Below are 25,204 nucleotides of genomic sequence, written 5' to 3'. Positions count from 1 at the left end.
GCCGGAATGTCATGGATAATTCTAGACTAATACCCGAAGCTGAAGGTTTGCTGAAGAAAAGAAAATAGCGCCGGACTCAGGGAAATAAAAATTTAACCGGAAAATTTAGCCAATCTTAAGCTGGTTGTTTTAAGCTAACAAAACGGGAAAAATACAGCAGGAGATCAGCCATGCCCACCAGAGTCATTTATCCGCTTTTCCTGATGCTGGCTTGTTTATTGTCTGCCCCCTTGTCTGGCCCTTTGTTTGGCCAGGAGACCGCTAAAGACCTTAGTGAAGAAGCAAAGCCGCCAGTCATTCACGGCGACATCCCGGAAAAGATCCATATCAGCGAACGAAAAGTCAAAAAGATCCTGCGTCGGCACGGCTTTTCCCGGGTAAAAATCCTGGAGATTGACTATGAAATCTTTGAAAACCAAAAGGTCTATGAGGTCGATTTCAAATATAAGGGGAAAATCTATGAAGCCGCCATCAGCTTAAACCACAAATTTCTTTATAGTGAAATTGATATCGACGATTAACACCGCCACTTCCCCGGGCAATAATCTCGCCCGCCTCTGATGGCAGCCCGAGTTCTACTTTTCATTTAGGTTAACAGCGGAAAAATTCCCCCTTCACGTAATGCTTAACACACCGGCCGAAGAACAAGGCTAAGCCGCAAAAGCACTCTGATACGCTCTTGCGGCTCAATAGCTTAAAACACAGAAGCTTCAGTCATCTATCTCAAAGCAGGCTTCGGTGGCAGACTGGTTGCCGTTTACATCCCTGATCAAAATTTCAAACTTAAACTCATCACTCAGCTCCATGATCTCTTCGGGAAATTCAAAGCTGGTTATATCCGGCGGCAACAAAGTGCTGGAAACCACCTCTAATTCGTCTTCGGTTTCGGTTTCAATCACCACTTCATAATGGTGGACGTTAACCTCCCCGGCCTTACCTAAGTAATGGCCATGGGGCGCCGTAGTGCCTTTCTCTTTATGGGACATAGTGACCGGCTCCCAGCTTAACGTCACCTCAGGCTCACTAACACCTTCCAGCTCCATACAGACAAGCTCACTATTGCCTTCATCATCCCGTTCAAATTCGGCAGGCGGCACCTCTTCGCTTTCCTCGCACTCGCCTTCGTCATCGGCTTCCTCGTCATCGTCGCAGTCAACCGCATAGCTCAGCATTAAGCCGTCGGGAGCGGCGGGGATCACATGGGAGAGCATCACTTCGCCTTCAAGCTCCTCGCCATCGAGGGTGATGGCTTCAATCTCGTATTCCCCTTCCGGGAAACGCCTGAAGAACTTATCCGGATCCAGCTCGTCGAAGGTTGGCTCTGCCGACTCAAAGAACAACTCCGTCAGCCCCTGTTTTTTCAGCCGGCTTTTGACCTTGATATCCAGCAAGACCCTGTCGTTGGGGCTCTCAATTCTCAAACGCTTCCAGGCATCGCCGTCGGCCTTTCCGTGGATACCCAGATCGCCGTCGGTATCATTGAGTTCAAAAAACAGCTGGGCTTCCGATAACGGAAGATCCTCTTCATCGTCATCATCGGCGTAAATTGCTGCCGAAGAAAAAAACGCGGCGCAACAGGCACTATATATAAGTGATTTTTTCAAAGCTTTCATTGTCTTAACACCTTTAAACGGGTTCGCTGCACTCTAATTTTCCTTAGCTATACAGGCATAACCAGAGGCAACCACCATTAACAATAACGTTATCCTGCCTCGCGACTCCCCCTTCATAGGGGTAATATGACAAGATAACAGGCGAATAACCGACAAAAGCCGGGTTGCTTTGATACCAGTTAACTCTCCCTGATACCCCTTGGCCCGAAATCACTTTTGTCACCTTTATTAAACCAAGCCAGCCTGAATCTTATCTGAGCAAAATCTGAATTTTTCCTGAATGAAGAACAATAAAAGGCAGCCGATATTGCACCTAAACCAATGGCTTGCCAAGCCTTAAGAAAAGCTAATGAAGAGTCAATTAGTAACCGGCCTTCATTCCTGCCCGAACAGGCACCATCAAGACAACAATCCGCATTTCTTACCAGAAGAATTAACACTTAAATTTCATAGTGTTAAAATAAGTTTCAATCGATAATTTTTAGGCATCTCAAATATAAAAAATAGCGGATTTTTATCTAAAAAAGGCTTCTTTTTCTGTCGATTTATCCCACTTTTTCTACTATATAAATGGGTGGTGAAATGATTACCAAAGGAGGTATTTCAAGAGCAGCAATTTGCTAATGAATTAACAACAAGCGCTACCCCTGAGTGCAGGCACACCCAGAGATAGCTAACCAAGATAGATACGTGAAGTATCCACAATGGCTAAACATAATGATATGCCAGAGTTAAACCCGACTAAAGTTTTTTCAACAAATCTTTTTATAAAAGAGCACCTTAAACCCCACGGCCAACAACCTTCTACCACTGGCAATGCAGTTCACCCCCGCCGCCACGCTTGTAGCTCCTCCCGGCAAGGCTATTTAGGCGCTGCCGCAGTATTCTTGAGGAATGGTGACATGAATGGCATCACTGTTTATGGCTTTAACCGCAGCAGCCTCTGGCTCAAAGAAGAGCTAGCGGCCTTTGCCAAAAACGTACATAAACTACCAGCATGAAAAAGATAGACATAATAACCGTAAGGGTAGATACAGAGACAGGTGATGCGCTCCGTACTTTAGCCCAGGCGGATGAAAGAAGTGTTGCCTGGATTGCCCGGAGACTTATCACCGAAGCACTCGAAACCCGTAAACGTTTAAAATCCCAAGATGACAAACAGCACGAAACAGACGAACACTAATTTATGCCTGTCTTGCTTGGTTGTTTTATCGTAAACAGATGCTACTGTGATTTATCTTCTTGATAAATCACAGTAGGTTTAGGGATAGTCATTATTTGCACCGAATCGACTTTTGAAAACCGCTCAGGCGCAGCGGCTGCCGCAGTAAGTGATGTTTGTTCAAAAAAAGCCGTCATCGCCGGTGATATCCGGCTATAAGCATCAATAAATAGCCGTAATTTTTTGGCAACCAAAGGATAGCTGTTGGCAAGTTTCACTAACTCAGTGGGATTGGAAAAAACAAATTCAGCGTAGGTGTTAAAGTCATTCTCGACAGAGGTTTCGGCATACTTTGATAAAAAGCCGTTGATATAATCAGGTTCATCCGACCAATTAACCCCAAGTGCTTTGGCATAACTGGTAGTAGCACTCCAACCTTGCGGCATTAACTCCCCCCAGGCCATACCCGTTATTGGTTGTTTGTTCAGTACAAACGAACTTAGCTCATGATGAACACCATATAAGGCCGCCTCGTAATTTGACTCTTTATTTTTGTTGATTGTTGAAGCAACAATAATCCATGAATGATGATAAGTCCCGCCAGCCGGTTTGCCATCAAACCAGAGTTCTCCGGAAATAAATATCGCCTTTATCAAAGAAGCAACAAAGCCTTTGGATAGCGGCTTAATGCATCTTCAATACCCCTTAATGACTCAGGCAATGCAGAAGGGTTTGCGGCAAACATTTTACCTACGGGTAATTTAGCCTCTTTTTCTCCATAAGGCTCGATATAAAAAGTGTCGGGATCACCAGACCTGATAATGACACCGTGCTCTGCTGTAAGCCTGCTTTGAATTGCTTCTCCCCCCTCTTGTGGTGCACATGCTACAAGCATCAAAGCAACAAGTAACCAACAGCTGCTTTTAAATTTTATGATTAGCATTTATTTCTTAGAATGACTTTAAACAGCAAAAAGTGAAGAAACAAGAGTCATCCCATGAGTTCCTTGAGTAACATTTTTATCGCTTTTTTGGCTCTTTCCCATTAATAATCTTTTCTATTTCTTCCCTTGCTTCTTTAATATCTGCAAAATGCTCATACTGATATTTCACGAATTCCCCATAAGCTTTTCCCGTTATTAAATGAAAAGTAAAAAGCATCATAAAAATATTGATAAAGTAGAAAATATAATCAGGATTATCTACGAGAACAAAGGCTGGTAAACATACTGTTGCCAGCAAGAGGGTGTAATATTGGAGGATTTTCGCACAGAAAAAGGAACCTCTGCTAACACGAAAATTAACAACACAAAAAAGCACTGAAATAACACTTAACAGAGCAAACATCAATTCAGGTGAAACATTAAGATATTGATCAAAAACTATGATGCTTGAAGCAGCCGAACCTAGTGTAAGCAGCATAGTGACTAATAAAAACCGTCCCATTAACTTCATCGGAGGCAATAAACCAACAACATTATCATCTTTCTTATTTTTTAACGTCTTAACTTTATTTGACATTATTCAGATAGTTCCTCATGTATACCTACAGCAAGAGAATTAACCGTGCCCGACAAGGCACTCCCAGCAAAACTCATAGAGGCCCCGATAGCATCTTTTAATTGCAACCTTAGAGCATGGTTGATCTGAATGCCGGTATAGCGTTTAGGAAAGTGACCACTTCTTACTAAACCTTTCAGCAACTTATTAGAAATACCGGGGTGATTTAAACGCACTATATCCTGAGTAAGCCTTTTCTTTTCAGCCCGGGTTAACCCCTTTAAAATGGCTTCTGCCGTTTTGCCACTATTTGCCTGCAATAACTTGACGGCTTTAAGGGTTGCAGCTCCGGCAGCAATGGCACCACCCAGAGAGATAAGATCGAGCGCAAAAGTAGTATGTTGATACCATTCCTGAGAGTCTAAAAAGTCATTTTTTTCAGTATCTTTAACTTCATTCCATGCCCTGTAAAGGCCGTTACCACATTGAATGGTGCTGGCAGCACTTGCCGCTACAGCCAAATAAGTAACCGCCCCACTTGCCCCTCCGGTTAACGGAATTGCAGCCCCACTGCCTAAAACAACTATCCAGCCCAAGAAAGCAGCACTGCAACTAAGTGCAGCCCCGGAAACTTCCCCCACTAATCGGGATTCCCGAGTATCGGCCTGACCACCTTTTAAATGGGCAGCAAATTGTGCTTGATTTAAATCATTGGGAGGTTCCCGTAATACCACTTTCACTGGAGTTATCCGGCATATTGGTGTAAACGGCCTTAATTCGACCATGGTAAAGTCTTTATCTACATAAAGCACCGCAGCACCATGTAATTCTGGAATATTATCTATCTGTTTAAAGAGTTTTTGTTGATCAAGCGAAAACGAAAGCTTATTCAGAAGCTGAGTTTCATTAAAACCCATGTGGTCGAACGGAGCCATAATCACATCCTTTGTGAGCAAAACATTCCTATTGCAAACCAGTGTAATAGCTCTTTGCTTTTAAGCAAGCCTGCTTTGATCTTCTCAAGCAAACATTAGAAAAATTAGGAAGCAATCAGCGCAGGATAAGATCTTGAACTGCGCCCCAGCAGTTTGTGCACGCAAGAAACAAGACCTGGAACTCACTGTTCCTCTCCGATCAAACCGCTGCATCTAAAGAATCACCTTGTTATCTTTATTACTTTATCTTCAGTTTGTGACTCAATTAGTTTGTTATCAGGCATTAATCTTATTTTCAAAATAATCACATACAAAGTTAATAGCAAACAGAGTGAATGAAGCTTATCAGGTAACTTAACAAAATTGCCGTGTAGGATAATATTTCTTGATTGTGAAATTGACCGGGCTTTCTTGCCATCTAAAAACTTCACTTCTGTCAACTTATTGAATATCTCTTCAAAACAGTCCAAATTATCACCTGTATACTGCATCTTTTTACTTAAACCAGGAAAAGCCTGCTTACTGGCAATATGAGTCAATTTATTATTTCGTGTTATTTTTGCATGCCCTGTTTTAATCAAAGTATCTGTTATTACCCCTTCAATTTGTGAGTATAAAAGCGCAACACTCCCACCATAAAATCCTAAACAATGTAAATCTAATATCTCTTCTATACGAGATAGCCGTTCTTCACTAAAGTTGGACTTAGTACAATTGTTAATTATTTCAGCTCTAAAATGTTCACTTTTAGAGTAGCTCATCACTTCAGGATCATAATTGGCAGGACTAGCATCAATTTTTTCTAATAAGTTTTCAAACTTGCACAATTTATCAAATAGGATACTTTTTTCAGACTTAATGCTATTAATTTCATCATTAATAGCATTCTCAAAACTTGTTGCTGACTTAGAAACACCTTGAATGAAATCACGTACTTTACTGTTTGAATTAACTACTTTATCTAATACAAAACCAACACAACCAAATGCTTCTTCAATAAATACAATAAAACTATTTACTGAATCTTTTAAATCCTGATCAACTTCTTTTGTTGCGTTATTAACTTCAACCTTCAAAGCTTTTAGTTTTTTTTCAGCACTTGGACGGGCTATTCTCAGTAACACTTTTATCTTAGGCTCAATTTCGCGCCACTCCTGATATAAATATGGAGTCAACTTTTCAATTAAAGATTTTATTTGTTTTTTATTTTTCTTACTGAATAAATCTGAGAAGAAATCCATGTTCTTTCCTAATCATCCTTTTAAATCAAAGCAGGACCAAGTCTTGGGTTGCGCACGTAGAATTTCTGTATGCAAGAAACAAGACCAGGCCTCTAAATATTTGTTTTACTCAATGTCTAATAGAGCGCTAATTTATGGGTGTCCCAGACTGGCACTCTGAATAAATCTCCCCCACTAGTTCGAGGGGAGCACCGAGTCAGTTTAAATCTCTTACAGATCTTACTTAGAAGAAAACTCAACTTCAAAATATGCCTTGCTTGCTGATAATCAATGCAAGAAAGAAGACCTGCTCCTCACGGTTCACAGCTTCTTAATTTTACCTTTGTTATATGCAAATCACTTATGAGGCGTCGTTTTTTTAAACAATGTTGTAATGCCTGCTCCACCACCTACTGCTAATGTAGAGCCAAGAATGATTTTAACCAAGTCAAATTGTTTTAATATCATTGCTGTCATTACAAGTACAAAAACAAGAAAGATAACTCCGAATAAAACGAACACTGACCGTTTATGCTGTTCATCATTTAATTCAGCATCCAACTTTTCTTGTTCTGCTTTGTTATCAAAATATTTTTCTGCTGTAGTAAAGCCTTTTTCAGCAATCATTTCCACAGTTTCAGCAATTGTTTCAATATGCTTCATACGAACATTTAATTGTTCAATACTTTTAGGTAAATCTTTTTCTAATTCTAAAGTAGTGACTTTTTCCACAGTGCATCCTTTTACTTATAACAGCCTTTATTTAGCGACAAAATGTCGTACTTAAGCACGCCATTTTGTCGCCTTCACAACATATTATCAAATGTAAAGCCACTATAACTCCTTATTACATCAACTTGTTAGTTACTTTTTACCCATTAGCAAAGTTCTTTTGTTAGTTACGCGAGAGCTATAAAAATCACAGAACTAATAAAAGTAAGCCTCTCTTTCCTTTTGCCAGAATTCATCACAATTCCCAATGAATTTAGCCACAATTCCCCTTTATCCTCTTTAATGCCGGTGAAAACAACGCCACTTCAAACAAAACCTGTAAAAACGCTAACTTGATAAATATAATTGGCAAATTGACGCGGTATTTAAACCATAGGAAAACTTGATGAAAAACAATTTAGTAACCCTGATGCTGGCCTGGGCATTGGTGTTTGTTGGCTGTGGCCTTGCCGGTTGCAGTGAAGAAAAAGCGTCGGATACCGGGCAGGAGCAAAGGCCGGAGACAAAGGTAAGCCAAGGTTTAACGGCAAAAGAGCCGAGTGAACCGGCCTTTAACCGCGAACAGGTGCTTCGGGATTATCAAAATACCGAGCTTAAAATATTAGATGTTTCAGAGCGTAATAAAGACGGCAAAAATGCCATTGCCGTTACCTTGTCCGTGCCCTTAGATCCCGCCGAAGATCATCAGGATTATTTTAATATCAGCAGCCAAAAACAAGGGGCCAGCGACGGCGCCTGGGTGGTATCGGCCTCAGGCAAAACCGTCTGGTTTCCTTATGTTGAACCGCAAACCTCTTACGATGTCACCATTTACCAGGGGTTAACCGCCGTCAACGGCCAGACACTGGGAAAAACCAAAAATATCAGCGTCAAAACCAGCCGCCTGGAGCCAAGCATCAATTTTGATACCACAGGCGCTTTCCTCACCCAGGGGCTGGGCAACGGCCTGCCGGTGGTGAGCGTGAATGTTGATCAGGTAGACATCAATTTCTTCCGGGTGCAGGAAAAAGAGCGGCAGAGGTTTTTACGGGAAATTGCCGATCACAATTATTACTGGGGCGTCGAGCGCCTGAGCCGCCTGGGAGATTTGGTTTATAGCGGCCGCTACCAGTTAGACGTGCCGAAAAATACCCGGGTGAAACGTAGCATAGATATTGAAGGCATCAGTGAACTGGCCGCGCCGGGCATGTATCTGGCAGTGATGGCCAAAGCTGGCGGTTATGAAAAACATCAGGTGATGTGGTTTTCCGTGACCGATATCGGCTTGCATGCCCGCTTTTACGACAACCAGTTAGACGTGTATGCCTCCTCGTTAACCACAGGCAAAGCCCTGCCCAAGGTTGAAGTCAGTCTGGTCAACCGCAAAGGGGAGATATTACAGCAAAATCTCACCTCCCCCGACGGCCAGGCTTCTTTTGCCGGTAGCCTCAACAAGGCCTCGTTGATCCTGGCGCAGAACCAGCAGCATTTTTCCCTAATCGAAGTGAACAAACCGGCGCTGGATTTATCCGACTTCGACCTTGGCCAGCGCCCGGCCAAGCCCCAGGAGCTGTTTATCTATGCACCAAGAGATCTCTACCGCCCCGGCGAGCAGATAAACTTTAATGCCCTGCTTAGGGATCAAGACGGCCGGTTAACGCCAAACAGCGTTTTATCTGCCGCCATCATCTCTCCCGACGGCAACAAAATAAAAACTTTTAAATGGCAGGGTAACAGGGAGAATTACTACCATTATCCCTGGCAGATTCCCGCCAATGCCCAGCTGGGTTTATGGCAGCTGGAAGTGAAAAATGTCGGCAGTGAAACCTTCCGTTTTGACTTTAAGGTGGAAGAGTTTTTACCCGAGCGGCTAAAACTCACCTTTAACCCCAAGGCCCCGAGTGAAAGACTGATAACAAGCAAAAAAGGGAAATTTACCCTGCCGCTTCAGGGGGAATATTTATTCGGCGCACCGGCCTCCGGCAACCGATTGTCTACCGAGATCAGCACTTCATTGTGGCGCAAACCTGTGACAAGCCTGCCGGAATTTGAGTTCGGCGATATCCGCCAGAGCCAGTTCAACACCAGGTTCAAGCTTAAAGATATCCAGTTAGACGACAAGGGCCTGGGGCAGCTCACTTATCCGGTCAACTGGCCTGCCCTTAACAGCCCGTTAAGGGTGAAGTTCATCAGCAGCCTGTTTGAGTCCGGCGGCAGACCGGTATCTCGCACCTATTCCGGCCTGGTATGGCCGAGCGAACAGCTGCTTGGCATCCGTACCAGCTTTGGCGATAACAACCCTGAGGCCAACTCCACGGTCAGCTTTGAAATTGTCAAAGCCTCCCTCGACGGCAGTAAACATGCTGCAAAAAACCTCGACATTAAACTTATCCGCGAAGACCGCCGCTATTTCTGGGTTTATTCACAGAGTGAAGGCTGGCATTACGAGTGGAACGACAACGAATATGTCGAATTAAGCAAGTCGTTAGACATTAAAACCGGCAGCAGCGGCCAGGTCAGCTTTCCCGTGGCCTGGGGCAACTACCGCCTGGAAGTCAGGGATCCCGCCGCCAGGCTTATCACCAGCACGCAATTTTACGCCGGCTGGAACTGGTACCAAGACTGGCAGGAAAGCCAGAGCGGCAGCGGCGCCGCCCGCCCCGACAAAGTCACCATGGCACTAGACAAAGCGACCTACCTCCCCGGGGATACGATTAAGGTCAATATCATTCCTCCCGAGGCCGGTGAGGCCATTGTCATGGTGGAAGGCGACAACCCCTTGTGGTTAAAACGCCTGACGATCCCGGCAGAAGGCAGCACGGTAGAAATCCCGGTAGCAAGCGACTGGCAGCAGCATAACCTCTATATCAGCACCCTGGTGCTGCAACCGGGCAATATGGAAAAGTCCCTGACCCCCAAGCGCAGCTTCGGCCTGGTGCACCTGCCGCTAGAGCGTAAACACAGAAAACTGCCCCTGAGCTTTGAGGTTGCCGACAAGGCCCTGCCCAACAAGCCGCTGACGGTGACCGTTAAGCTTGACCAGACAAACGGCAACAGCGCAGCCGCAAAAGACAACCAGGTCTTTGTCACCCTGGCCGCCGTGGATGTCGGGGTATTAAGCATCAGTGATTTTGACACCCCGGATCCGTTCGACGCCTTTTTCGGCCAGCGCCGTTACTCGGTGGACTCGCGCGATGTCTATAACAAGATCATCGAGCTGAGCCAGGCAGACAAAGCCCGCCTGCGCTTTGGCGGCGACGCGGACCTTACCCGCGGCGGACAGCAGCCGCCGTCTGACGTGCAAATCGTCTCTCTCTTTAGCGGCCTGGTGCCCTTTAACGATCAAGGCAAAGCGGATATTTCCCTGGACATTCCCGACTTTAACGGCCGCCTGCGCTTAATGGCGCTGGCATTTTCCGACACTGAGTTCGGCCACGCCGAGCAGGAAGTCACCATAGCCGCGCCGGTCGTCACCCAGTTTGCCATGCCGCGTTTTCTCGCCAAAGGGGATAAAACAACCTTAGCGCTGGATATCACCAACCTCAGCGGCGAGCTGCAGAAGCTGTCGGTGGCGTTAACAGCGTCGGGACCTGCTGTTTTCACCGGCAAAACCACGGCAGACAACAAACACACACAGGCAATCCTGTTAAAAGACGGCGAGAAAACCACCTTAAGCTATCAGGTGCAGGCGACAGACATCCGCGGCCAGGCCAAGTTTGCCCTGATCCTTTCCGGCATGGCATTGGAAGAAGATATCTCGCGGCAGTGGTCGCTGGGCCTGCGCCCACCTTACCCGGCTACCATACGGCGGGTACAGAAAATTCTGCACCAGGGGCAAAGTCTGACCCAGAAAAAAACCGCCATAGACGATCTGCTGGGCAGCACAGTACAAGCTGCCATGTCTGTATCCGCCAAAGCCGATATCAACCTGCAAAACCAGCTGGAGCTGCTGCTGCAATACCCCTACGGCTGTCTGGAGCAAACCAGCAGCCGCGTATCTCCGCTGATTTTTGCCACGCCCGCGCAGCAGGCCGCATTCGGCCTCAAAGCCATTAGCGAAGACAAGCGCCTGGCCATGGTCAACAAAGGCATAGAACGCCTGGCAAGCCTGCAGTTATCCAATGGCGGTTATGGCCTGTGGAACAACAATGCCAACGAAGAATACTGGCTCACCGCCTATGTCGGCGACTTCCTGCTTAACGCCAGGGACATGGGCTTTAGCGTGCCGGAAGAAATGCTCAGCCGCACCTTAAAAAGGCTGCAGCGTTACCTGGCGCGCAGCAGTCATTTTTACGATGAGCCCTGGAGCGACGACAGCGGACATTATTATATCGCCTACAAAGCCTATGCCGCCTATGTACTGTCCAGGGTCAACCAGGCACCGCTCGGCACCCTGCGCACCCTGGCGAAAAACCACAGCAAAAATGCCAAAAGCGGTTTGCCGCAATTGCAGCTGGCCATCGCCATGAAACAAATGGGCGATCATAAAGGCAGTAAAGCCCTGGTGGCCAAAGCCCTGAACAACCTGCCGAAACAAAGACGCAAATACCTGGCCGATTACGGCAGCCAGCTCAGGGATCTGGCACTGATGATCCACCTGCTGCTCAAACATGATATCGACCGGGAACAGGCCATTGCCCTGAGCTTTACTTTGGCGGAGCAGGTCAACGACCGCCAGTACCTGAGCACCCAGGAGCGCAATGCCCTGTTCCTGGCGGGCATGGCATTAACAGCCGTTGACGGCGCCAGCTGGACAGCCCAGGTGCTGATCGGCCAGGCGGAAACCAAGTTATCGCAAAGCGCCGTGTACCAAAGCCCGCTAACCGCAACCGAGCTTAAGCAGGGCATTTCCGTCAGCTCCGGCCATCACCAACCGCTACTGGCCAGTATCAATATCAGCGGTTACGGCAAACAGGCCCCGAAAGCCAGCTCCAACGGCTTAAGGGTGCAAAGGCAATGGCTCAATATTCAGGGCCAGGAAATCTCACCTGAGCAAAGCTCATCTCAGCAAGTAAAGGTCGGCGACTTAGTGTTAGTACACCTGCAACTCAGCGCCCAGCAGCGCAGCCCGGACGTGCTGGTGGTGGACTTATTACCCGCAGGCTTTGAACTGGAAAACCAGAACCTGGAACATGCCCTGAAACTGGATGAAATCAAAGTGGACGGCAAAACCATTAAACAATGGCAGGAGCGCAACCCGGTCAAACACCAGGAGTTCAGGGACGACAGGTATGTAGCAGCAGTTGAGCTGCATAAATCCAGGCCGGTACACCTGTTTTATCTGGCCCGCGCGGTAACTCCCGGCGTGTACCAGGTGCCGCCGCCGCTGGCAGAAGACATGTACCGCCCACAAATTCGCGCTGTCGGTCATACCATCAAAGAGATCGCCGTTGTCCAGCGCTGATACGCCCCTGAAGAAAAAGCTGGCCGGGCTCACTGAGAAGCTGAGCGCTAAACTGCCGGGCAAAATAAAGGCACATCCCTTTGTGCTTTTATTTGCCGTGGCGTTAGCTGTGCTTGCCTTACTCGATAGTGTATACCCGCTAAACCTGCCGCAAAATAACAAGCTGTTTGCCCGCGTGGTGGTGGATGAAAATAACCGCCCGCTGCGCACCTTTGCCGATGAAAACGGCATCTGGCGTTATCCGGTAACGCTGGAAGAAGTTTCGCCGCTATATATCGACGCCCTGATAAACTACGAAGACCGCTGGTTCTGGCATCACCCTGGCATCAACCCCTTGTCCCTGCTCAGGGCCGCCGGGCAGAATATCAGTGAAAGCCGGGTGGTCTCCGGCGGCTCTACCCTGTCGATGCAAGTGGCGCGCATCTTACATCCCCATAGCAGAAACCTCTGGGGAAAAATAAAACAGGTCCTGCGCACCCTGCAACTAGAGTGGCATTTAGACAAAAAAGCAATCCTGGAGCTGTACCTCAATACCGCCCCATTCGGCGGCACCATAGAAGGCGTTGCCGCCGCCAGCTACACCTATTTAAACAAACCGGCCAAAGATCTCAGCCACGGTGAAGCCGCCCTGCTGGCAGTATTGCCCCAAGCCCCCACCCGCTATCGTCCCGATCTGCATCACCAGGCGGCACAAAAAGCACGGGATAAGGTATTGCAGCGCCTGGCAGATTTCGGCACCTGGCCGCAAACCTTAGTAGACGAGGCCAAGCTTGAGCAGGTTTACAGCTTTAACTTTCGCCCGGAGCAACTGGCGCCGCTGCTTTCGCGCCGGTTATTGAGCCATTCCAACGGCCAGGGGGTGGTTAAAAGCACCATCAACCGGGACCTGCAGCAAAGCCTGCAGGATACCCTCAGCGCCTACATAGAAAAATTACCGAGAAAAAGTTCGGGGGCCATTTTAGTGGTCGACAACCACACCTCGGCGGTGAAGGCCTATATCGGCAGTGCAGATTTTGCCAATACCAGCCGCTACGGTTATGTAGATATGGTACAGGCGATACGCTCACCGGGGTCCACCTTAAAACCTTTCCTTTACGGCCTGGCCATGGACGAAGGCCTGATCCATTCCCATTCGCTGCTGGCAGATGTGCCCAGGAACTGGGGCAACTACCGCCCGGAAAACTTTAGCGGCGCGTTTCACGGCCCGGTCTCTGCCACACAGGCCCTGCAGCGCTCATTGAATATGCCTGCGGTAGATTTGTTTGAACGTTTCGGTGTCAAGCGCTTTAGCGCCCGGCTGGAAAATGCCGGTTTATCCTTAAGCATCCCCGGCGACAGCCCCAATTTGGCGGTGATCTTAGGGGGCGCAGGCACTTCGCTGGAACAGCTGGTACAAGCCTATAGCGCCTTTGCCAATAAAGGCAAAACCTCGCAGCTCAAGTTTTTACAATCCCAGTTATCCAAACCGAAAACCGAGCGTCGCCTGCTGTCGCCGCAAAGCGCCTGGGTGGTACAGGATATCTTATCCGGCATCAGCCGCCCCGGCAGCCTGGCCAAAACCGTCTCAAGAGTAAACGAGAGTAAAATCGCCTGGAAAACCGGCACCAGCTACGGCTTTCGCGACTCCTGGGCCATAGCCGTCACCCGGGATTATACTTTCGGCGTCTGGCTCGGACGCCCCGACGGCACCGCCATGCCGGGACATTACGGCCGGGTAACCGCAGGTCCGCTGTTATTCTCGGTGGCCGACCAGGTATTAAAACCCGCCTTCCCGGGGCAAGGCATCGGCCAGCCGGACAAGCTCTCCCGGGAAAACATCTGCTGGCCGCTGGGCACCCGGGAAACCGAACAGGCTTCACAGTTTTGCCAGCAAAAACACCTGGCCTGGATCCTCGACGATCTCGTGCCTCCCACCTGGCATATCGCCGACAGCGATACCTGGCAGGGCAGCCTGTTTACCTATTGGTTCAACCCAAAAAATAACTTGCGGGTAGCCATGGATTGCCCGGCAAAAAACAAACAAAGCAAGCAAGTGGCACTGTGGCCGAAAATGCTTGAACCCTGGCTCCAGCAAAACCGCCGCCGGGAAGCAGTTATTCCTCCGCTTGATCCCGGCTGCCAAAATGCTACCCCGCCTGCCGGGGCCAGCTTAAAAATCACAGGTATTACGCCGAACAGTGTTTACCGCAAAGCGGGAAAAAACGGCCAGGCGCCGAGTATCTGGCTAAAAAGCATAGGCGGAACCGGTATAAAACACTGGTATATCAACGGCAAACCCGGTTATCAAACAAAACCAGGGCAAGGCATAGAACATGTGTTATCCGCCCCGGGTGAACAGCAAATTTTGGTACAGGATCAGCAAGGTAACACCGATATGGTGACCATTTCCGTAATGTAAAACATAATCAACTGATAAATAATAAATAAAACAAAACTCAACAACATTTCAGCCAACATTGGCAGCTAAGCCTAGCTTGCTAACACACGGTTATTTTTTCGACGAGTGCCATTTTTAACGCGATGAAGCGTCAAGCTATTTGCCTCCCGGCCCCTTAGACTAATAAAAAACAAAGGGGGTTACCTATGGATATTTCTCGTCGTCAATTTTTAAGTCTCTCGGCCAGTGCCGGTGCCATGCTGATGACCATCAGTATGCCGTCACTAGGCCAAAGAATTAAAAAGGCTCCCGATCGGGCACAAGATAACTGGTCGGTTTATCTGCACATCAAACCGGACAATTCCATAGTGATCGAATCCCCGGTGCAGGAGCAGGGCCAGCACATGAAAACCACAGGCGCCATGATGATCGCCGAAGAACTCGATGCCGACTGGTCGCTGGTGTCCTGCATCGCCGCTAAAACCTACCTGAAAAAAACCGAAAACGGCATTGGCTACAGGTATGCCGATATGAACACCGGCGGCAGCCATGCGGTGCGCCGCAACTGGCAGATACTACGCGAAGCGGGGGCAAGCGCCAGGCAGCTGCTGATCTCGGCGGCGGCAAAAGCATGGCGTTGCTCCGAATCAGAACTGAGTACGGGAAAAAGTTTTGTTTACCGCAAAAGTACCGGACAAAAGCTTCCCTACGGCAAACTGGCAGCCACAGCCAGTACCCTGGAGCTGCCGGATAAGAAGCTGACGTTTAAAGACAGATCGCAGTACACCATTTTCGGACAGGATATTACCACAGTGGATATCGATGAAATCGTCACCGGCCAACCGTTATTTGGTCTGGATATGAAAATGCCGGATATGGTTTATGCCGTGATCGAACGCTGCCCTTATTTTCACGGCGAGATCAAATCTTATAACGATAAAAAAGCCCTGGCCCTGCCCGGGGTGATCAAAACCGTAAAAATCGACAAGGTGATCGGCGAAGACGGCATCAAAGAAATTGCCGCTGGCATAGGTGTCCTGGCGGAAAATTACTGGGCCGCCATCCAGGGGCGAAAAGCCCTGGAGATTGAGTGGCAGCAAGGCCCGTGGAGCGAGGAAAGCTCAGATTCCCTGATGGCGGATTTCGAGAAATTCTGCATGGGCGAGGAGGAAGGCAGAACCCTGCTCAATACCGGCGATCTCAAACAGGGCTTTGACGACTCGATACAAACCTTTGACCAGTGCTACCAGGTACCCTTATTGGCCCATGCCTGCATGGAACCCTTTAACGCCATCGCCCATATCACAGATAAAAAAGGTGGCGGCAAGCAGGCGAAAATCATCACCGGCCACCAGTTCCCGAACCGGGTCGCCAGCTCGGCGGCGCAATATGCCGGTATCGATCCTCTGGATGTGGAAGTGATCCCCACCCGCATGGGCGGCGGTTTTGGCCGCCGCTATTACAACGACTTTGTCATCGAGGCCACTTTACTGGCCAAAGAAACGCCCCGTCCGGTCAAACTGGTATGGACCCGGGAAGATGAAATGACCCAGGATTATTTCGGTCAGTCCACCTTTACCCGCCTCAAAGCCGGGATAGACAAACAAGGCGAACTTATCGCCTGGCATCACCGCCAGGGGCAGATAGACGGCAGTATGCGGGAACAATGTTTCCCGTATCAGCTGATTGAGAATTTCCGGGTAGACAGCTACCAGCAAAGGGCCGGTACCCCCACCGGCGCCTGGCGCGGTCCCGGGCACTTCCAGTTCGCCTTTGCCACCGAAAGCATGATAGATGAAGTTGCCCATGCCGTCGGACAAGATCCGCTGGCCTACCGGCTGGCACTGATGGGCCCGGCAAAAGAATACCCGTACCGGGGCTATGGCGCGACCGTGATCGACAGCGGCCGCATGGCGAAATGTTACCAACAGGCCGCCGATCTCGCCAAATGGCAACAAAAACGCCCGCAAGGCGTCGGCCTGGGGATCGCCAGCCATTTCACCTTTGGCAGTTACGCCGCTTTTGTGGTGGAAGTTGACAGCAGGGGTGATGGGCCGATGAAGATCAGCGGCATCTGGGGCTCGATAGATTGCGGCCTGCCGCTAAATCCCAACCATATCCGCAACCAGATGGAAGGCGGCTTTATCGACGGCTTAAATGCCGCCATGTTCAATGACGCCAAAGTCAGCGGCGGCCAGGTGGTTAACAGCAATTTCCATCAACAGCCCTGGATCCGCATGGCAGACACCCCGGCGCTATTTGAAGTGGGCATTATCGAAAACGATCATCCGCCCACGGGTGTCGGTGAGCCGCCAACTGCCCCGGCAGCGGCAGCCCTGGCCAATGCCATTTTTGCCGCCACCGGTAAGCGGCAACGTAAATTACCGATTTCAATGGAGGTTTAACTGATGAGCATTTCATTTACCGTAAACGGCAAAACCCACAAGGTCAGCGAACAACTGGATATGCCCCTGTTGTGGTATTTACGCGATCATATCGACCTGAAAGGCACCAAGTTTGGCTGCGGCATCGGCCAGTGCGGCGCCTGTACCGTGCATATGGACGGCCATGCGATACGCTCCTGCTCTATTACCTTAGGCCTGCTTGAAGGCAAAGAAATTAAAACCATCGAAGGTTTGTCGGACAAGGTCGAACAGGCGGTACAAACCGCCTGGAAAAAAATCGACGTGCCGCAATGTGGCTACTGCCAAAGCGGCCAGATCATGGCGGCCTCGGCCCTGCTCAAAAAGAACCCCAAACCGACGGATGAAGACATCAATAATGTTATGACCAATATCTGCCGCTGCGGCACATATGTACGGATCCGCAAAGCGATACATGAAGCGGCCGATCTGGCATACGAGGTAAGTTAAAGCTGTTAACCCGGGAGCAGGGTGATCTCTTGTCCCGGGTGCTATTTTCAAAGAAAGAAAAGACAAAACATGCCGCCGCCCTTAACTCAATGACTGCCTCAGTGCCTTGATGATTTCATCACTGACCACTTTCAGACGCACCGAGTTGATGGTGGATAGGGGTGAGATCAGGGATACCGGCACATCCATATAGTGCCAGTCTGCAAGTACCTTGACCAGTTCGCCGCTGTCGATACCCTTTTGACATAAAAAAGTCGGTAAAATAGACACACCGGCGCCGGCCAGGGTCAGCTTATAAACACTGGTGATCTGATTGGTCTCTATCGTCAGCGGCGTTTTAATCACTTCGCTGTGGTTATCCTTGGTTAAATTCCACAGCTGATAGGACTTGGCCGAGGTCAGGCCGACAGTGCGTACTTTGGCCAAATCTCCCGGACATTCCAGGGTGATTTTCTCCAGGTAGTCTTTGGCAACCACAGTGGCCAGCTTGATATAACCTATGGTCCTGACCTTTAAATTGCTTTCCTCCAGCGGGCCGATGCGCACGGCAAAATCAAAGCCCTCTCCCACCAGGTCCACCACATCATTAGTGCTTTTGATAATAAACTTCAGCTCTGGGTATTGCTCGCCAAGCTGTTGGATGCAGGAAGACAGCAAAAAGATCTCAAAGTCTTCCGGCACGGTAATTTTAATGGTACCGGCAATCAAATCATCCTGTCCGTAAAGGGATTTCTGGGCATCTTCTATGGTTTGCATTGGCCCCATGCAGGCCTGGTAAAACTCCCGTCCGGCCGCAGTCAGGGTTTGCTTGCGAGTAGAACGTATCAACAGCTTAGTGCCGGTTTCCCGCTCCAGTTTGGCCACTGCCTTGCTCAGGGTTGATTTCGGGATCTTAAGCGACTCGCCCGCCTTGGTGAAGCTTCCGCACTGCACAATCTTAACAAAATAGTGGATAAGCTGTATGTCCATCGTTTCTCCTGGGAAACAGTGAAGTTCTCTTTTTGCGTATTATCACTAATGTAACTTTGCCTGATAATAGATTCAAGCGCTGAGGCTTCACCGGACAAGCAAATTTCGATTAGCACCGCACTGTTGCAGATCAGGCCCGTCAGCAGCAACCATAAACAAGGTAACGACATGAACACACAAAGCAAAAAAGTATTGATCATCAAATCCAGTCCCGCTGCCGAACATTCGGTTTCCAATGAAATTGCCGATTTTTTGGCTGAGCAGCTGCAGGCAAAAAATGAGAACTATGACATCAGCATCCGCGACCTGGCAAAAAGCCCGGCCCCGGTTTACAACACGCAAACGCTGCAGGCATTTTATACCCCGGCCGAGCAGCTAAACGAACAGCAAAAGGTTATCGTCAGTCCTTCCTTAACCTACATCGAAGAACTCAAGGCGGCAGATATCATCGTCTTTGCCTCCCCCATGCATAACTTCGGCATCACCACCCTGCTTAAGGCCTATGTCGATCAGATCTGCCGCATGGGACTGACTTTTCAATACCATGAACACGGCCCTGAAGGCCTGGTAACAGGGAAACAGGCGCTGATCATCAGCAGCGCCGGCGGTAACTTTCAACTGCCAGCGGAGAAACATAAAGACTTTCAAACCCCTTACTTAAAACATGTGCTGAATTTTATCGGTATCGAAGATATTGCGGTGATCCCGGTACAGGGGGTAGGCCTGGGAGAAGAAGTTGCCGCCCAGTCAAAACATGTCGCCAAAAACCAGTTGCGAACGCTGGCAATGTCAGTGCTGTAAAAGGCCAGTATTCACTTGCCGGTAACCATACCCGGCCAAGATGCAAAAAATTATCTATTGGAGCAAACATGAATAAATCAATGAAGGCGGCCGCCATTACACAATGGGGAGATGCCGGGGTTTTCCAACTAATACAAATACCGGTACCGGCGCCGGCAGCCGATGAGGTATTAGTCAAGGTCGCCTATGCCGGGGTCAATCCCGCCGACTGGAAAATGCGCGCAGGATACCTCAAGTCGCAATTGCCCGCCACAGACGCGCCGTTAGTGCTTGGCCTGGACGCTTCCGGGGTCGTGGTGGCTACCGGAGAGCAGGTCAGTGAATTTGCTGAAGGTGATCGGGTTGCTTGCGCCAGCAATCTCTTTAGTACCGGCGCCCCCGGCGCCTACGCCGAATACCTGGTGGTCAGCAAAAACAAAGTCGCCCGTCTCCCCGATACTGTCAGCTTGCAAGCGGCGGCAACCCTGCCGATTGCCGCCATCACAGCCAAACAGGCCTTGTTTGCCGGCGATAAGGGCAACCTTCAGCCGGGCGAAAATGTGAAAGTATTGATCAACGGCGCTTCCGGCGGCGTAGGCAGTTTTGCTGTGCAGCTGGCCAAATGGGCCGGCGCAGAAGTGGCCACCAGCTGCAGCAGCGCCAATCTGGATTACATCAAATCTTTGGGGGCAGACTGTTTAATCGACTACAAAACCCAGGATATTGCCCATGAGTTAAGACGATGGGCGCCGCAGGGAGTTGATTTGCTCCTTGATGCCATCAGCGCAGGCTCGCTCGAAGATCCTTTCGCCCTGCTAAAGCCGGGCGGCAAGCTGGTCAGCATTGCCACCTTAACCGATGACGGCGATGTGGAAGCAGACATGGCCAGGGCACAGCAACGTGGGGTAAGCAAAATACTCGCGTTTGTCAGCGATGCCAACCTGGGTAAGGAAATGGCGCAACTGCTTGAACTTGTCAGTACAGGCAAGATGACGGTCCCCGCTACCGAAGTCTTCCCGCTGGACAAAGTCGTCCAGGCACATCAAAAACTCGAAACCGGACATGTCAGGGGAAAATTGCTGCTGCGCCTGTGTGCCGAGCTGCAATAACGGCAGCGGCATCCCCGACAAACAACAACCCAACTAAAAGGAAATACAACTTGAACGTTAAAGCACTATTAAAGGGCTTACTGGCGACTGCCGCCCTGTTAACCCTGTCAGTAAATGCCGCACCGGCGGCTGACAAAACTTTTGAAAAAAAATATGCCCAGGTTATGGGTCAGGAAATGGCCTATATTGATGAAGGCAAAGGACGGCCGGTGGTTTTTTTGCACGGCAATCCTACCTCTTCTTACCTGTGGCGCAATATTATTCCGTATATTGCCAAAGACTACCGGGCTATCGCCCCGGATCTGATCGGCATGGGCGACAGCGCCAAACCTAAGCTGAAATACACCTACCGGGAGCAGGCAAATTATTTACACGCCTTTTTGGATAAACTGGATCTCAAGGATGCGGTATTGGTGGTACATGACTGGGGCTCTGCCCTGGGGTTCCATTATGCCCGCACCCGGTCGGAGCGCATCTCTGCCATCGCCTTTATGGAAGCGACCCTGCCGCCGTTTTATCCCATCCCGTCGCTTGACGCCATGGGGCCTTCGGCAGAGTTTTTGAAAAACGTGCGCAGCCCGGGCATAGGCGAAGAAATGATCATGAAGCAAAATATACTGATAGATCAATTCTTGCGTACCAGCACTGCAAAAGCGCCTTTAAACGAGCAGATCATGGCAGAGTATAACCGCTATTATCCTACGGCAGAAAGCCGCCGCCCTGTGCTGCAATGGCTCAGGGAAATCCCGATCAACGGCGAGCCGGCCAAAGTCCATAATACAGGCCTTAAGAACAACCAGTGGCTGGTCACCACAGAAATCCCTAAGCTGCTACTCTATGTAACGCCCGGCGTCTTAGTAAATGAGACAACCGTAAATTACATGAGAGCAAACGCCAAAAATCTTGAGGTCATCCCGCTGGGAGCCGGAGGCCACTTTGTCCAGGAAGAGTATCCGGATAAAATCGGCCGGGAACTTGCCGCCTGGCTAAGCCGTACTTAATCCAATACTGGCAGCACCTTACAGCACAAATATAGGTAAATGGGTTGGCGGATAAGCCAACTCATTTTTATGACACCTTAACCCGTATCTTGACCGAGCGCCCGATATGGGATCAAGCCATCATCGCCTTTTTAAAACGTACCAAACAATTTCCAAGACTTAACAGCGACACAGACCATAACGATAAAACCCTCTCTTGGTATATCGAAAACTACCGGATAACCGAAGACGAAGCAGTACAATTGCAGCTTTTGCAAGCACTTGCCTGCCAATGGAAAGAAAAAGGCGGTTTATTTCCGTTTCTTGAGCAGCTCACCGACAGTAAGCTATCGGCTGCTGCTCTTTAGAACTAAACAGCCGTATACCCTTAAAACAATAGCGCCTCTCAAAAACCTTGTCGGGACAACTGCTCAATTAAACGTTCTGCCATAGGAATTGCTGACGCCGGGTTTTGCCCAGTAATTAAACGACCGTCGACAACAACATGCTGCTGGTTTTTACCCGATGCCAGGTAGCGTCCCCCCAGCTCCTTAATTTTATCTTCCAGCAAAAAAGGATAGTTGTTCCGCGCCCAGCTCCCTTCCTCGCTGTTGGCTTTGGCTGTTATTTTTTTCCCTGATATCAACCGCTTTCCGTTTGACAGCATAATGTTAATCAAGGCTGCCGGGCCATGGCAATCGGCAGCAACAATGCCGCCGGCTTCATAAATATCGCGGGTGATCTGCTGTGCAAGTGCGTTGTCGGGTAAATCAAACATAGGCCCGGCCCCGCCGGCAAAATACACGGCAGCATAAGACTGCGGATTAACCTCGGCCAACGGTATTGAACGCTTGAGCTGTAACTTCAATTTCGATTGCTTAAACCATTGCCTTTGTACATTCGACAACCTGAATTCACCACTGGCTTTTCCCTGCCCTCCTTTAGGGCTGGCAATGGTTATTTGATAACCCGCCTGTACTAATAACTGATAAGGCTCTAACACTTCCGGCAGCCAAAAGCCATGGCGATCACTTGAGACAATAATAAGCACTTTATCCTTATCTTGCCCGGCAACTGAATTAACGACACTTATTTCCTTAGCCATCGTAGGGTTACCCGCCCCCCATATCAGAAAAACACATACAACATAGAGCGCTTGCACCAGGCGATTAGCAATTGATTTTATATTCATGATTATTTCCATTTAGGTAAGTTACTGTGTTTGATGACTAGAATGTAATGAAAAAGATGTATAAAAGAATGAAAAAGAAGTGAATAATGAGGAATAAATTATGACCAAACCGTGACCACAAACAACATCAATAATATCAATAACATACAGTACAATTAAGTTAGGCGACAAGACAAAAGCGTCTCAAATGGATGCTTTATTTTTATCTGAATTGACATCAATAGCTAACGGAAACAATTAACTGGGATTACAAACAATCGTCGTTTTCCCATCTTTTATTTCAACGTAACAATCTCGAATAACTGTAGTAGGAGTTCCACCACCGGAGTCTTCACCCCAACCAATCCATAAAACCGGCGCTGTATACACTGCCTCTATATGTGCTCGTATCGAACCGGTATCACCTCTTTCGGCAAGATTACCACCGTTGCTTATATAATAAGTAAGTGTGTTCTTTGATGTAGGGATAGCTTTACTCTTGCTGTCTAAAAACTTCGGATCTTTAAATTGAAGATAGTATTTACCGGTGGTCACATTCTTCATTACCTCAAACTTCATTTGAACACTTGTTCCGTCTGGAAAGCTATATTCAAGATAGTTTGTACTGGTAAAGGTATAGCTCATGGAGAACACTTTAACATTAACACCTATGGTAAGGGTTTGGGCTGCTGCCATTTCAGCATCCAACAGATCAAAATCCTGCTTTTTCTTTTCGTAATGGTAATCTGTAAACCAATTGGCAAAATCAGCGGTATTGATACCTACAAATGCTGATGGAAATTCAGATACATTAATCGTAAAAGGCTGTGTGATATTGTTGGTTAGTTCCGTGAGTATAGCGTCATGATGTGCAAAGTCCTGGCTCACCGGACTACCTGGAGCGTGCTTTGTCATTAACCGCATATTGGCATTGGCAGCGCCATAGCTGTCAGGATCAACAGAATTAACATAGTACTCATTGACATAGAACTGCCCGTTCTGGTTATCGACAACATAGATTGTTTGGCCGACACGGAAAGCAGCGTTCAGCGCCTCCAGTTCCTTCTTATAGTCACTACAGCCATGACAGGGCACCATTACATCCCAATTAGATGTTTTCCCATAGACATTTGAAGTTATCAGGGTAAGTAAAGTTATAAGTATTATTCTTAACATGTAAATATCTTCCTTGTTGTGTTAAGCAGTACAGGGGGTTCCAGTGGTATCTTTTCCCCGCTACCAGCTTAGTTATATTAGATGTTCAATATTCATACAACTGAAATACTACTATAGGGGTAGCCAAAGGCTACAGGTGTACCATAAATATCACCACCTCCTTATGATTTATTAGTTATAAAGAATCGAAGGGGGCGCAGGTAAGGCCATCATAGATGGCATTCTTCAAAGCCAGCCTTTCTATAAAACTATCGCCAGCAAGCTTTCTATTTATCAACAGGTCAGTCATGAATTCTATCAATTCATCAGTTCTGACTTGTTCGACCTCCTTTTGCTGTTCCTCTATTACACACATTTGTACAGACACTAATCGCGCCGTATCTAAATGGCCCGAATAGAGATACCAATACCATGCAGCCGCACCAATGAGCGCTAACCCTAATGTCCATTTTCGCCAGTGATATTTAATCCGTTGAATCCTGCCCTCCATCAGATTTCTACCTTCACAACTTTTAATATCTGCTGTTGGCCTTCTTCGGAAAGCTCATTGAGTAAATCCAGAAAACAGCACATAATTTTTGCTTCCTGCCTTTGAAAATAAGCTTTCTTTTCTGGGGTACTAGCTTTAGCTATTTGCAAAATAGCGGAGTCCTGACACGCTAATAATGCTATTAATGCAGATGCAACAGGGCTATAACTCATGTGTTTTCTTCCTCTAACTTCTAGGTTTGTAATTCAAAAACTTAAAATAAGCCGTATCACCAACCCTTTTCCGGCCTGCTAATTTCTTTCTAATTGTCCTGACGGATACCCACCTGGAAGACCACACATTTTCCCTTTCGCCGTCTATCTCAAGTTCCCGGCATACATATTTAAGTTCATGCAATATTGCCTCTATGGCCTGTTCCGGGTCGCTGCAGCCATATCGAAGTTCTGACCAGCAAAATACAGGGTTTGCAGCTATGAAATAAATTATTGCTTCCCGCAGCTCTGCACCATATCGGTCAATGCCAAGCGCATATAACACCAGTGCCCGAACTTCCACCATGTCATAAATGGTGATTACTGGTGGTCTGGTGACACCTGCCTCGTTGAGGATCTGCTCTATCGGTATTCCTTCGCCTTTCCTGTTGTTCACTATCCTAAGCAGCGCATCAGTTAGTTGCTTTTCCTTGAATCCGTCCGGGTGCATTGATTTTTTTTGCTTCACTTGATTACTGATGGC

At 48.3% G+C, this 25,204-nt stretch carries 24 protein-coding genes; 11 read left to right on the top strand and 13 right to left on the bottom strand.

Translation table 11 applies throughout. The annotated features are described in order from the left end of the window. The first annotated feature begins 170 nt into the window (after positions 1-170). Positions 171-521 (top strand): hypothetical protein, encoded by a 351-nt coding sequence (locus SG35_RS03930; protein WP_044831931.1) that lies wholly within the window; start codon positions 171-173, stop codon positions 519-521. 189 nt (positions 522-710) lie between these two features. Here SG35_RS03930 and SG35_RS03925 read toward each other — a convergent pair whose 3' ends face one another. Next, positions 711-1,613: a hypothetical protein gene (locus SG35_RS03925; protein WP_044831932.1), complete on the bottom strand. Its 903-nt coding sequence runs from the start codon at positions 1,611-1,613 to the stop codon at positions 711-713. A 704-nt stretch (positions 1,614-2,317) separates the two neighbouring features. On the opposite strand from SG35_RS03925, the gene SG35_RS03920 reads away from it, so the two are divergent. Further along, positions 2,318-2,614 carry a hypothetical protein gene (locus SG35_RS03920; RefSeq protein ID WP_152646543.1) on the top strand — a complete coding sequence of 99 codons (297 nt, stop codon included), beginning with the start codon at positions 2,318-2,320 and terminating at the stop codon, positions 2,612-2,614. Further along, positions 2,611-2,796 (top strand): ribbon-helix-helix domain-containing protein, encoded by a 186-nt coding sequence (locus SG35_RS03915; protein WP_044831933.1) that lies wholly within the window; start codon positions 2,611-2,613, stop codon positions 2,794-2,796. Before SG35_RS03920 ends, SG35_RS03915 begins: the two co-directional genes overlap by 4 nt. A 41-nt stretch (positions 2,797-2,837) precedes the next feature. Here the strand turns inward: SG35_RS03915 and SG35_RS03910 are convergent, their stop codons facing one another. From SG35_RS03910 to SG35_RS03885, 6 genes are all read right to left on the bottom strand, one after another. Further along, complete coding sequence (locus SG35_RS03910; protein ID WP_044831934.1) at positions 2,838-3,431, bottom strand: hypothetical protein; 594 nt, start codon at positions 3,429-3,431, stop codon at positions 2,838-2,840. After that, complete coding sequence (locus tag SG35_RS03905) at positions 3,428-3,718, bottom strand: hypothetical protein (protein ID WP_044831935.1); 291 nt, start codon at positions 3,716-3,718, stop codon at positions 3,428-3,430. Before SG35_RS03905 ends, SG35_RS03910 begins: the two co-directional genes overlap by 4 nt. 76 nt (positions 3,719-3,794) lie before the next feature. Continuing rightward, complete coding sequence (locus tag SG35_RS03900; RefSeq protein WP_044831936.1) at positions 3,795-4,295, bottom strand: hypothetical protein; 501 nt, start codon at positions 4,293-4,295, stop codon at positions 3,795-3,797. Continuing rightward, complete coding sequence (locus tag SG35_RS03895; RefSeq protein ID WP_044831937.1) at positions 4,295-5,209, bottom strand: Ssp4 family T6SS effector; 915 nt, start codon at positions 5,207-5,209, stop codon at positions 4,295-4,297. Before SG35_RS03895 ends, SG35_RS03900 begins: the two co-directional genes overlap by 1 nt. 221 nt (positions 5,210-5,430) lie before the next feature. Continuing rightward, on the bottom strand, positions 5,431-6,450 hold the full coding sequence (locus SG35_RS03890) for a hypothetical protein (RefSeq protein ID WP_044831938.1): 1,020 nt from the start codon (positions 6,448-6,450) through the stop codon (positions 5,431-5,433). 336 nt (positions 6,451-6,786) lie between these two features. Then, positions 6,787-7,161, bottom strand: a complete 375-nt coding sequence (locus tag SG35_RS03885) for a hypothetical protein (protein ID WP_044831939.1) — start codon at positions 7,159-7,161, stop codon at positions 6,787-6,789. 385 nt (positions 7,162-7,546) lie between these two features. Here SG35_RS03885 and SG35_RS03880 point away from each other — a divergent pair, with 385 nt between their 5' ends. From SG35_RS03880 to SG35_RS03865, 4 genes are all read left to right on the top strand, one after another. Beyond that, on the top strand, positions 7,547-12,544 hold the full coding sequence (locus SG35_RS03880) for an alpha-2-macroglobulin family protein (RefSeq protein ID WP_053042908.1): 4,998 nt from the start codon (positions 7,547-7,549) through the stop codon (positions 12,542-12,544). Then, positions 12,531-14,942, top strand: coding sequence for a penicillin-binding protein 1C (gene pbpC / locus SG35_RS03875; RefSeq protein WP_201777769.1), 2,412 nt, complete (start codon positions 12,531-12,533; stop codon positions 14,940-14,942). Before SG35_RS03880 ends, pbpC begins: the two co-directional genes overlap by 14 nt. A 185-nt stretch (positions 14,943-15,127) precedes the next feature. Continuing rightward, positions 15,128-17,326 (top strand): xanthine dehydrogenase family protein molybdopterin-binding subunit, encoded by a 2,199-nt coding sequence (locus SG35_RS03870; RefSeq protein WP_044831940.1) that lies wholly within the window; start codon positions 15,128-15,130, stop codon positions 17,324-17,326. Between the two features lie 3 nt (positions 17,327-17,329). After that, positions 17,330-17,794: a (2Fe-2S)-binding protein gene (locus SG35_RS03865; protein WP_044831941.1), complete on the top strand. Its 465-nt coding sequence runs from the start codon at positions 17,330-17,332 to the stop codon at positions 17,792-17,794. 81 nt (positions 17,795-17,875) lie between these two features. Here the strand turns inward: SG35_RS03865 and SG35_RS03860 are convergent, their stop codons facing one another. Beyond that, the gene (locus SG35_RS03860; RefSeq protein WP_044831942.1) at positions 17,876-18,763 is read right to left on the bottom strand and encodes a LysR family transcriptional regulator; all 888 of its coding nucleotides are present in this window, start codon (positions 18,761-18,763) and stop codon (positions 17,876-17,878) included. A gap of 168 nt (positions 18,764-18,931) precedes the next feature. On the opposite strand from SG35_RS03860, the gene SG35_RS03855 reads away from it, so the two are divergent. The 4 genes from SG35_RS03855 to SG35_RS03840 all read left to right on the top strand — a co-directional run bounded on the left by SG35_RS03855 (position 18,932) and on the right by SG35_RS03840 (position 22,000). After that, on the top strand, positions 18,932-19,564 hold the full coding sequence (locus SG35_RS03855) for an FMN-dependent NADH-azoreductase (protein WP_044831981.1): 633 nt from the start codon (positions 18,932-18,934) through the stop codon (positions 19,562-19,564). Between the two features lie 68 nt (positions 19,565-19,632). Further along, on the top strand, positions 19,633-20,652 hold the full coding sequence (locus SG35_RS03850) for an NADP-dependent oxidoreductase (RefSeq protein WP_044831943.1): 1,020 nt from the start codon (positions 19,633-19,635) through the stop codon (positions 20,650-20,652). Between the two features lie 50 nt (positions 20,653-20,702). Beyond that, entirely contained in the window at positions 20,703-21,653 is a 951-nt protein-coding gene (locus tag SG35_RS03845) for a haloalkane dehalogenase (RefSeq protein WP_053042910.1), read from the top strand. Between the two features lie 44 nt (positions 21,654-21,697). Next, positions 21,698-22,000, top strand: coding sequence for a hypothetical protein (locus tag SG35_RS03840; RefSeq protein WP_044831944.1), 303 nt, complete (start codon positions 21,698-21,700; stop codon positions 21,998-22,000). 38 nt (positions 22,001-22,038) lie between these two features. Here the strand turns inward: SG35_RS03840 and SG35_RS03835 are convergent, their stop codons facing one another. The 5 genes from SG35_RS03835 to SG35_RS03815 all read right to left on the bottom strand — a co-directional run bounded on the left by SG35_RS03835 (position 22,039) and on the right by SG35_RS03815 (position 25,189). Beyond that, on the bottom strand, positions 22,039-22,824 hold the full coding sequence (locus SG35_RS03835; protein WP_053042911.1) for a type 1 glutamine amidotransferase domain-containing protein: 786 nt from the start codon (positions 22,822-22,824) through the stop codon (positions 22,039-22,041). A 237-nt stretch (positions 22,825-23,061) separates the two neighbouring features. After that, positions 23,062-23,979 (bottom strand): hypothetical protein, encoded by a 918-nt coding sequence (locus SG35_RS03830; RefSeq protein WP_044831945.1) that lies wholly within the window; start codon positions 23,977-23,979, stop codon positions 23,062-23,064. 175 nt (positions 23,980-24,154) lie between these two features. Next, the gene (locus SG35_RS03825) at positions 24,155-24,469 is read right to left on the bottom strand and encodes a hypothetical protein (protein WP_044831946.1); all 315 of its coding nucleotides are present in this window, start codon (positions 24,467-24,469) and stop codon (positions 24,155-24,157) included. Further along, the gene (locus SG35_RS03820) at positions 24,469-24,681 is read right to left on the bottom strand and encodes a hypothetical protein (protein WP_044831947.1); all 213 of its coding nucleotides are present in this window, start codon (positions 24,679-24,681) and stop codon (positions 24,469-24,471) included. The genes SG35_RS03825 and SG35_RS03820 overlap by 1 nt, the downstream gene beginning before the upstream one ends. Positions 24,682-24,694: 13 nt before the next feature. Then, the gene (locus SG35_RS03815; protein ID WP_152646544.1) at positions 24,695-25,189 is read right to left on the bottom strand and encodes a hypothetical protein; all 495 of its coding nucleotides are present in this window, start codon (positions 25,187-25,189) and stop codon (positions 24,695-24,697) included. Between the last annotated feature and the right edge of the window lie 15 nt (positions 25,190-25,204).

Source organism: Thalassomonas actiniarum, from assembly GCF_000948975.2.
Classification (GTDB): Bacteria; Pseudomonadota; Gammaproteobacteria; order Enterobacterales; family Alteromonadaceae; genus Thalassomonas; species Thalassomonas actiniarum.
This window is presented reverse-complemented; position numbering and strand designations above follow the sequence as displayed.